The 6,153-nt window shown below is 71.4% G+C and carries 4 protein-coding genes and 1 pseudogene; 3 read left to right on the top strand and 2 right to left on the bottom strand.

All coding sequences use genetic code 11. The annotated features are described in order from the left end of the window. Positions 1-164 precede the first annotated feature (164 nt). Positions 165-2,624, bottom strand: coding sequence for a PilZ domain-containing protein (locus tag D7Y13_RS36950; protein ID WP_199732839.1), 2,460 nt, complete (start codon positions 2,622-2,624; stop codon positions 165-167). A 369-nt stretch (positions 2,625-2,993) separates the two neighbouring features. On the opposite strand from D7Y13_RS36950, the gene nadA reads away from it, so the two are divergent. Continuing rightward, a complete protein-coding gene (gene nadA / locus D7Y13_RS36945; RefSeq protein WP_120584529.1) occupies positions 2,994-3,926 on the top strand; it encodes a quinolinate synthase NadA in 933 nt (310 codons plus the stop codon). A gap of 85 nt (positions 3,927-4,011) precedes the next feature. After that, positions 4,012-4,623, top strand: coding sequence for a zinc ribbon domain-containing protein (locus tag D7Y13_RS36940; protein ID WP_120584528.1), 612 nt, complete (start codon positions 4,012-4,014; stop codon positions 4,621-4,623). Between the two features lie 33 nt (positions 4,624-4,656). Here D7Y13_RS36940 and D7Y13_RS36935 read toward each other — a convergent pair whose 3' ends face one another. Further along, positions 4,657-5,040, bottom strand: a complete 384-nt coding sequence (locus D7Y13_RS36935) for a metallothionein (RefSeq protein WP_120584527.1) — start codon at positions 5,038-5,040, stop codon at positions 4,657-4,659. Between the two features lie 176 nt (positions 5,041-5,216). On the opposite strand from D7Y13_RS36935, the pseudogene D7Y13_RS36930 reads away from it, so the two are divergent. Next, positions 5,217-6,153: pseudogene (locus D7Y13_RS36930) on the top strand (hypothetical protein); the annotation flags it as partial.

Here is a 6,153-nt window from a genome sequence, read left to right as displayed (position 1 = left end):
CACCCGCTCCGCCATCAGCTCCGCGATGCCCCCGGGGCCACACCCCGCGTCCAGGGCCCGGTCCCCGGCCTTGAGGCCGGTGAGGCGCAGCACGCCGCGCGTGTCCTGGGACTGCTCCTGCTCCAGGAGGCGCCGGGACTCGTCCTCGGACTCCATCAGGTACATCACCGCGCCTCCTGGTCCTGTTCCTGGGAGATGGCGGCGCGCGCCTCGGCACGGGCCTCGCGGGCCGCGCGGCGCGTGGGGGCCTGCCGCTCGAAGAGCGAGCGCCAGGCCTCGCACCAGCGGCGCACCATGGAGCGGTGGAAGGTCCACTCGGAGAAGCGGCCCTGGTCCACGAAGCCCGCCTCCAGCAGCACCGGCACGTCCGCCACGTCTATCAGCCCCAGCGCCGAGGGCCGGCCGCGCTCGCGCGCATGCTGGAGGCACCGCGCCGCGAGCGCCGCCACCGCCTGGCGCGTGTCCGGGTGCGCCCGGTCCGGCACCACGAGGTTGAAGCTGTTGGAGACCTCGATGAGGCTCAGGCCGGGGGTCGCCTCCTCCTGGAGCGCCACCGCGAGCGGCCTTGTCTCCCCGTCCACCACGAACATCCGCCGCTGCCGGTGCAGCCCCGCCGCCCGGAAGCGCTCGCCCAGCTCCTGTTCGGCCTCCAGGTCCGCCAGCAGGTCCTCGCTGAGCAGGCGCACCATCTCGCCCTGGGCCCGGAAGTACGTCTCCAGCCACCTGCGGTCCGCGGGGCCCGCCTCGCGCACGGCGGGCAGCGGGCCCTTGCCCGGGCCTTCGGGGGGCAGCGCGTCCAGGTCCGCGCGCAGGTAGTGGAACTGGCGCAGGTGGCACAGCCCCTGGCCCTCCAGCACGCGGGCCAGCCACGTCCCCAGCCGGTGGGGCCAGCGGTTGTCGGTGCGCCACATGTAGCGGATGAACTCCACGTCCTCCATCGCCTCGCCGACCTCCACCGCGAGCGACGTCAGCTCGCTGGAGACCTGCTCGCTGCGACGGAAGCCCGGCAGCACGGCCAGGTGCTGCACCAGCCACGTGCCCGAGTGCATCCGCAGCCCGTTCACGTGTCCCAGCGGCCGCAGCCCGTCGGTGTAGACGAGCGAGCGCCCCAGGTCGCGCGCGCGGCCCAGCCGTTCGTGCAGCTCTTCCAGGGCGGGCAGGACGCGGGGCTCCTCCCCGAAGGGGTGATCCGGATGGAAGGTGTAGCGGGCGTCCTGCATCATCCGCCAGAGGTCGGGGAAGCGGAACACCGTCCCGTCCTTCACCTGGGGCGAACGGGCGGACACGAACGCGTCCACCACCGCGTCCCGCACCGCGGTCGGCATGTCCAGGATGCGCACCCCGCAGCGGTAGGGCCGCAGGCGTTGATCATGCCGGGCCTCGAACGGGACGACGTCCACCGAGCGCACCTCCACCTGACACGCCACCTCCGAGCCATCCGGCAGGAGCAGCGCCGCGTCCAGGTGCGAGCCCGCGGGCAGCACCTCGCACGACGCGTCGATGGGGAAGGCGAACCCCTGGCCGCCCAGGTCCAACACCGCGCGGGTGATGCGCTGGCCGCCGAAGGGAGACGTGAAGCGCACGAGGAAGCGGTGGTCCACCGCGGGCCGGAAGCGCTGCTGGCCGCGCCGGTTCTCCACCGACAGCGAGCGGGGCAGGCCCAGCGACACGCCGTCGTGCGCGACGTGGAGCATGCTGGTGACGCCCGAGTAGTGCTGGCCGCCCATCTCGAAGCACAGGTGGACGACTTCACCCACGCTGGCCGGCAGTCCCGGGGCCACGACGCCGCGCAGGATGCCGCGCTCGTCCACCGGATCCACCGTGGCGGACTCCATCCGGAAGTGCGCCGCCTGGCTGTCCGGCGGATGCAGCCACAGGGGCAGCTCGCGCCGGAGCGCCTTGCGCAGCGCGGCCAGCACCGTCACCGGGTCGCGCAGCGTGCGCGGCGGCGCGGCGCAGGGCACTTCCGGGGCGGGCCGCCAGGAGATGCCCACGCGCAGGAACGATCTGCCTTCCTGGTGGACCGGCGTGGCGTGGCGCACGTAGGCGCGGCCCACGTGAAGGACGGGCCGGCCGTCGCGCACCATGGACAGCGCGTCCAGCACCGTGCCCGGGAGGAAGGCCGCCATCGACACATCCATGGGAATGCGCAGGGCCGCGCCGAAGTTGCCCAGGTCCTGACATTCCGCGACGAAGGGCTGGTCGCGCAGCAGGAAGTCCACCCGCATGCCCGCGTCCAGCGATACGCGCGTGGAGGCTCGCAACTGGAGGATGTCGCGCAGGCGCAGGCCCAGCTCCCCTTCGGAGAGCGCGTCATCCACGGTGCTGAAGACGTGCCCTTCCGCGGCGGTCTCCACCAGCTCCTCCAGCCCCAGTTGATCCGACCGGGAGCAGACGAACACGCAGACGGCCTCCGGCGCGGCGCGGTCCACGTGGCGCAGGAAGCGCCGGGCGTTGTCCGCGGGCGCGATGATCAGCGTGGGCACCGACGCTTCCATCCGCCGGGTGGCCTCCACCTGGGAGCCCACCGCTTCCACCCGGTGTGCCCCCAGGGCCGCCACCAGCGCGCTGCGACGGGCTTCGTTGGGGTGGACGATGAGGACTTCGTGAGTGGGCACGCTCATGGATTTTTCCCGACGCGCAAGGGCCACACCGGCGCCCGCGCAAGGCGCCATTCCTGTTGACGCGGGGCCTTGACCCGGCCCCGTTCCCGCCAGTCGCATGTCTTGAGTGTCCGAGCCTGGTGGATGTCCGCTGCCAGCGAGCCCGCGCTGTGACGTCTTCCCGGTGAGCCGCCAGCAAACCGCTGCGTACTTTACCTGCTCCTATGGATTAGGTGATGTACGCGAGGGTAAGAGACTTTTCGGAATAGGTTAAAGGCGCGAAGTCATCCCAGACCCCCTGCCAGGTAGGAAGCACGCGCGGGGCGGTTTGGAGCGTGCTGGCCGCCGGGGCAAGAGGCGGTTACAGAAGGCCCGGCGAGGAGAACCACGATGGGCGTGACGGTGGACTACGAGGCCGAGATCCGGGCGCTGAAGCGCTCCATGAACGCGGTCATCCTGGCGCACTACTACCAGGAGAGCGAAGTGCAGGACGTGGCCGACTTCGTCGGCGACAGCCTGGCGCTGGCGCAGGCGGCGGAGAAGACGGACGCCGACGTCATCGTCTTCTGCGGCGTGCACTTCATGGCGGAAACCGCGAAAATCCTGAATCCGACCCGACAGGTGCTGCTGCCGGATTTGAAGGCCGGCTGTTCCCTGTCGGACCGGTGTCCTCCCGCGGCCTTCAAGGCGTTCAAGGAGAAGCACCCCGGTGCGTTCGTGGTGTCGTACGTGAACAGCTCCGCCGCGGTGAAGGCGATGAGCGACGTCATCTGCACGTCATCCAACGCGGTCCGCATCGTGAACCAGATTCCCAAGGACCGCCCCATCCTCTTCGCGCCGGACCAGCACCTGGGCCGCCACGTGATGAAGCAGACGGGGCGCGACATGGTGCTGTGGCCGGGCAGCTGCATCGTCCATGAGATCTTCAGCGAGAAGAAGCTCGTGGGGCTGAAGGTCGAGCATCCGGACGCGGAGGTGGTGGCCCATCCGGAGTGCGAGCAGCAGGTGCTGCGTCACGCGGACTTCATCGGCTCCACGAAGGCCATCCTGGACTACGTGGTGAAGAGCCCGAAGTCGAAGTTCATCGTGGTGACGGAGGCCGGCATCCTCCACCAGATGAAGAAGAGCGCGCCGCACAAGACGTACATCCCGGCGCCGCCGGACAACGGGTGCGCGTGCAACGAGTGCCCGTACATGCGGCTCAACACGCTGGAGAAGCTCTACCGGTGCATGAGGGACCGCACGCCGGAGCTGGTGCTGCCCGCGGACCTCCAGGGCGCGGCGCTGGCGCCCCTCAAGCGGATGCTGGAGTGGTCTGCCTGAAGTCTTGAACAGGGACTGTCGCCCGCGTCCCAGGTTTGAAAACTCGCGCCTTGCGGACGGCGGGCCCAAGTGCCATGGAAGAGACGTGGCCTTCCGATTCCTCGCACTTCCCGCCCACCGGCTGGTGGACTTTCCCAACACCCTGCCGGACGACGAGCGCCTGGAGCCGGAGCTGCCTCCGGTCCACGAGGCCGTGGAGCGCGCCCTCGCCGGCGCCGAGTTCCGCGACCTGCGCGCCCGCGACCGCATCCGCGCCCTGCTCCAGGGAGACCGGCCGCCGGCCCTGGGCTCGCCGGGCAAGGGCTTTGGCCCCAGCGCCGTCTTCGCCCAGCCGCCCCAGGACCTGCCGGCGCTCCTGCGTCTGGCGGACGAGCTGGAGCAGCTGGCCAAACGGGAAGCCGGCGAGCGCGCCCTGGTGTGGAAGTGCGGCCAGTGCAACGCCCGCTACGCGGTCCCCGTGGCGCTGGTGCGCCAGGTGTCCATCCGCTGCGAGCGCTGCGGCACCCCGGTGGAGCTGAGCTCGCAGCAGAGCCTGGGCGAGGAAGCCCTCATCGACCCGTTCCAGGGCGCGGTGAACAACAGCCGGCACGAGCTGGCCACGTTCTTCCGCGAGGCGATGGCGCGCGGCTGGCCCGTGCTCGTGTCCGAGGGCGGGGCTCCCGCGCCGCGCACGCGCGCCTCCACCCCGGCCGTCTGAAGGGCCGGGCGGTGACGCCCGCGGCAGCGGACCTCAGATGAAGACGCCGGCGGAGGCGTCGTTGCGCGCCTCCTGCAGCTGCTGCGTCGCGGGACGGCCGCGCAGCGCGTCCATCACCTGACCGGGGGCGTGGCGGCCCGAGCACTTGGAGCACTCGCACTTGCCGCGCTTGCAGGTGCAGTCCGCCTTGCTGCCGCAGGAGCACTTCGCGGTCAGCATCCGATCCAGCTCCTCCAGGGGACGCGGGGCCTCCTCCGGCTTCGCCTCGGGGGACTGGGAAGGCGCGGGCGTCTTCGCCGCTTCCTTCGACGCCGCCTTCGCCTTTGCGTGGGCTTCGCACGCATGGGCGGGCACCGGCACCAGCCACAGGCCGCCCAGCAGCAATCCGGCGGTCATCCACGTCGCGCTGCGTGCCATGTCGCTCTCCTCAGGCGGGGCACGGCGGGCCCCTGGAGTCCGGCCTATACCGCAGGGCATTCCCCCTGCCAAGACATGGGCACGTACCTTTGCCTACCCATCGACAGAGCGCATGGGGCCCACGGTGCGCTCGCCCGGTGTGGGCGCGCGCGCATACAGTCCGCGCCCTCCTGCCCGTGACGAACCGAACCGCCCGCATCGCCTTCGCCGCCGCGCTCGTCCTGGGCGCGCTGCCCCTCTGGGTGTCGCGCGTCCTGCCCATGGTGGACCTGCCGCAGCACCTGTACCTCATCTCCGTGCTGCACCGGCTGGAGGACCCGACGACGCTGTACCCGGCGCTGTTCGCCGCGCGGCATGAGCTGACGCCCTACCTGGGCTACTACTACCTGGTCAGCGCGCTCAATTGGCTGCTGCCGCTGGAGGTCGCCAACCGCGTCTTCCTCACCGCGTACGTGGTGGGGCTGCCGCTGGGCATGGCCTTCCTCCTGCGCAGCCTGGGCAGGCCCTCCTGGCCCGCGCTGCTCACGCTGCCGCTGGCGTACGGGGACAGCTTCGGCTGGGGCTTCATCAACTACCTGGCGGCGCTGCCGCTGACGCTGCTGTGCTGTGGCCTGTTCGTGCGGGCGCTGACGGACGTGCCCCACCGCATCCGCCAGGCCGTGGGGCTGGCCGCGTGTCTCGTGGCGGTGCTGCTCTTCCACGTGCAGGCGTTCGGGTTCCTGGCGTTCGGGCTGCCGTGGCTGCTCTTCACCACGCCCGTGCCGGAGGACGCATCAGCGCGCGGCTTCCTGGCCCGGCTGCGGCCGCGCGTGGCGGCGCTCGCGGGCGTGGTGCCCGGCGTGACGCTGTTCCTCGCGTGGGTGGTGCTGCGCTTCGGCAACCCGCCGGACATCCAGCCCGGGGCGCCGTGGAAGGCGTGGGGGCCCACGTTCTCGCCGCAGAACCTGGCGTGGAAGGGCTTCGAGCAGAACCGCGCTGAGTTCTTCCAGGTGCTCGCCAACACGTTCCATGACGGTTCGGACCGGTGGGCGCTGTACGCCGTCGGCCTCGTCGCGGCGGTGGGCTGGGGGCTGGGGCTGCTGCGGCCGGGGACCCTTCGCGAGGGGCCGGTGG

The organism is Corallococcus praedator, assembly GCF_003612125.1.
GTDB classification, from domain to species: Bacteria; Myxococcota; Myxococcia; order Myxococcales; family Myxococcaceae; genus Corallococcus; species Corallococcus praedator.
Note: the sequence above shows the minus strand (reverse complement) of the source record. Positions and strands in the feature narration are given on the sequence as shown.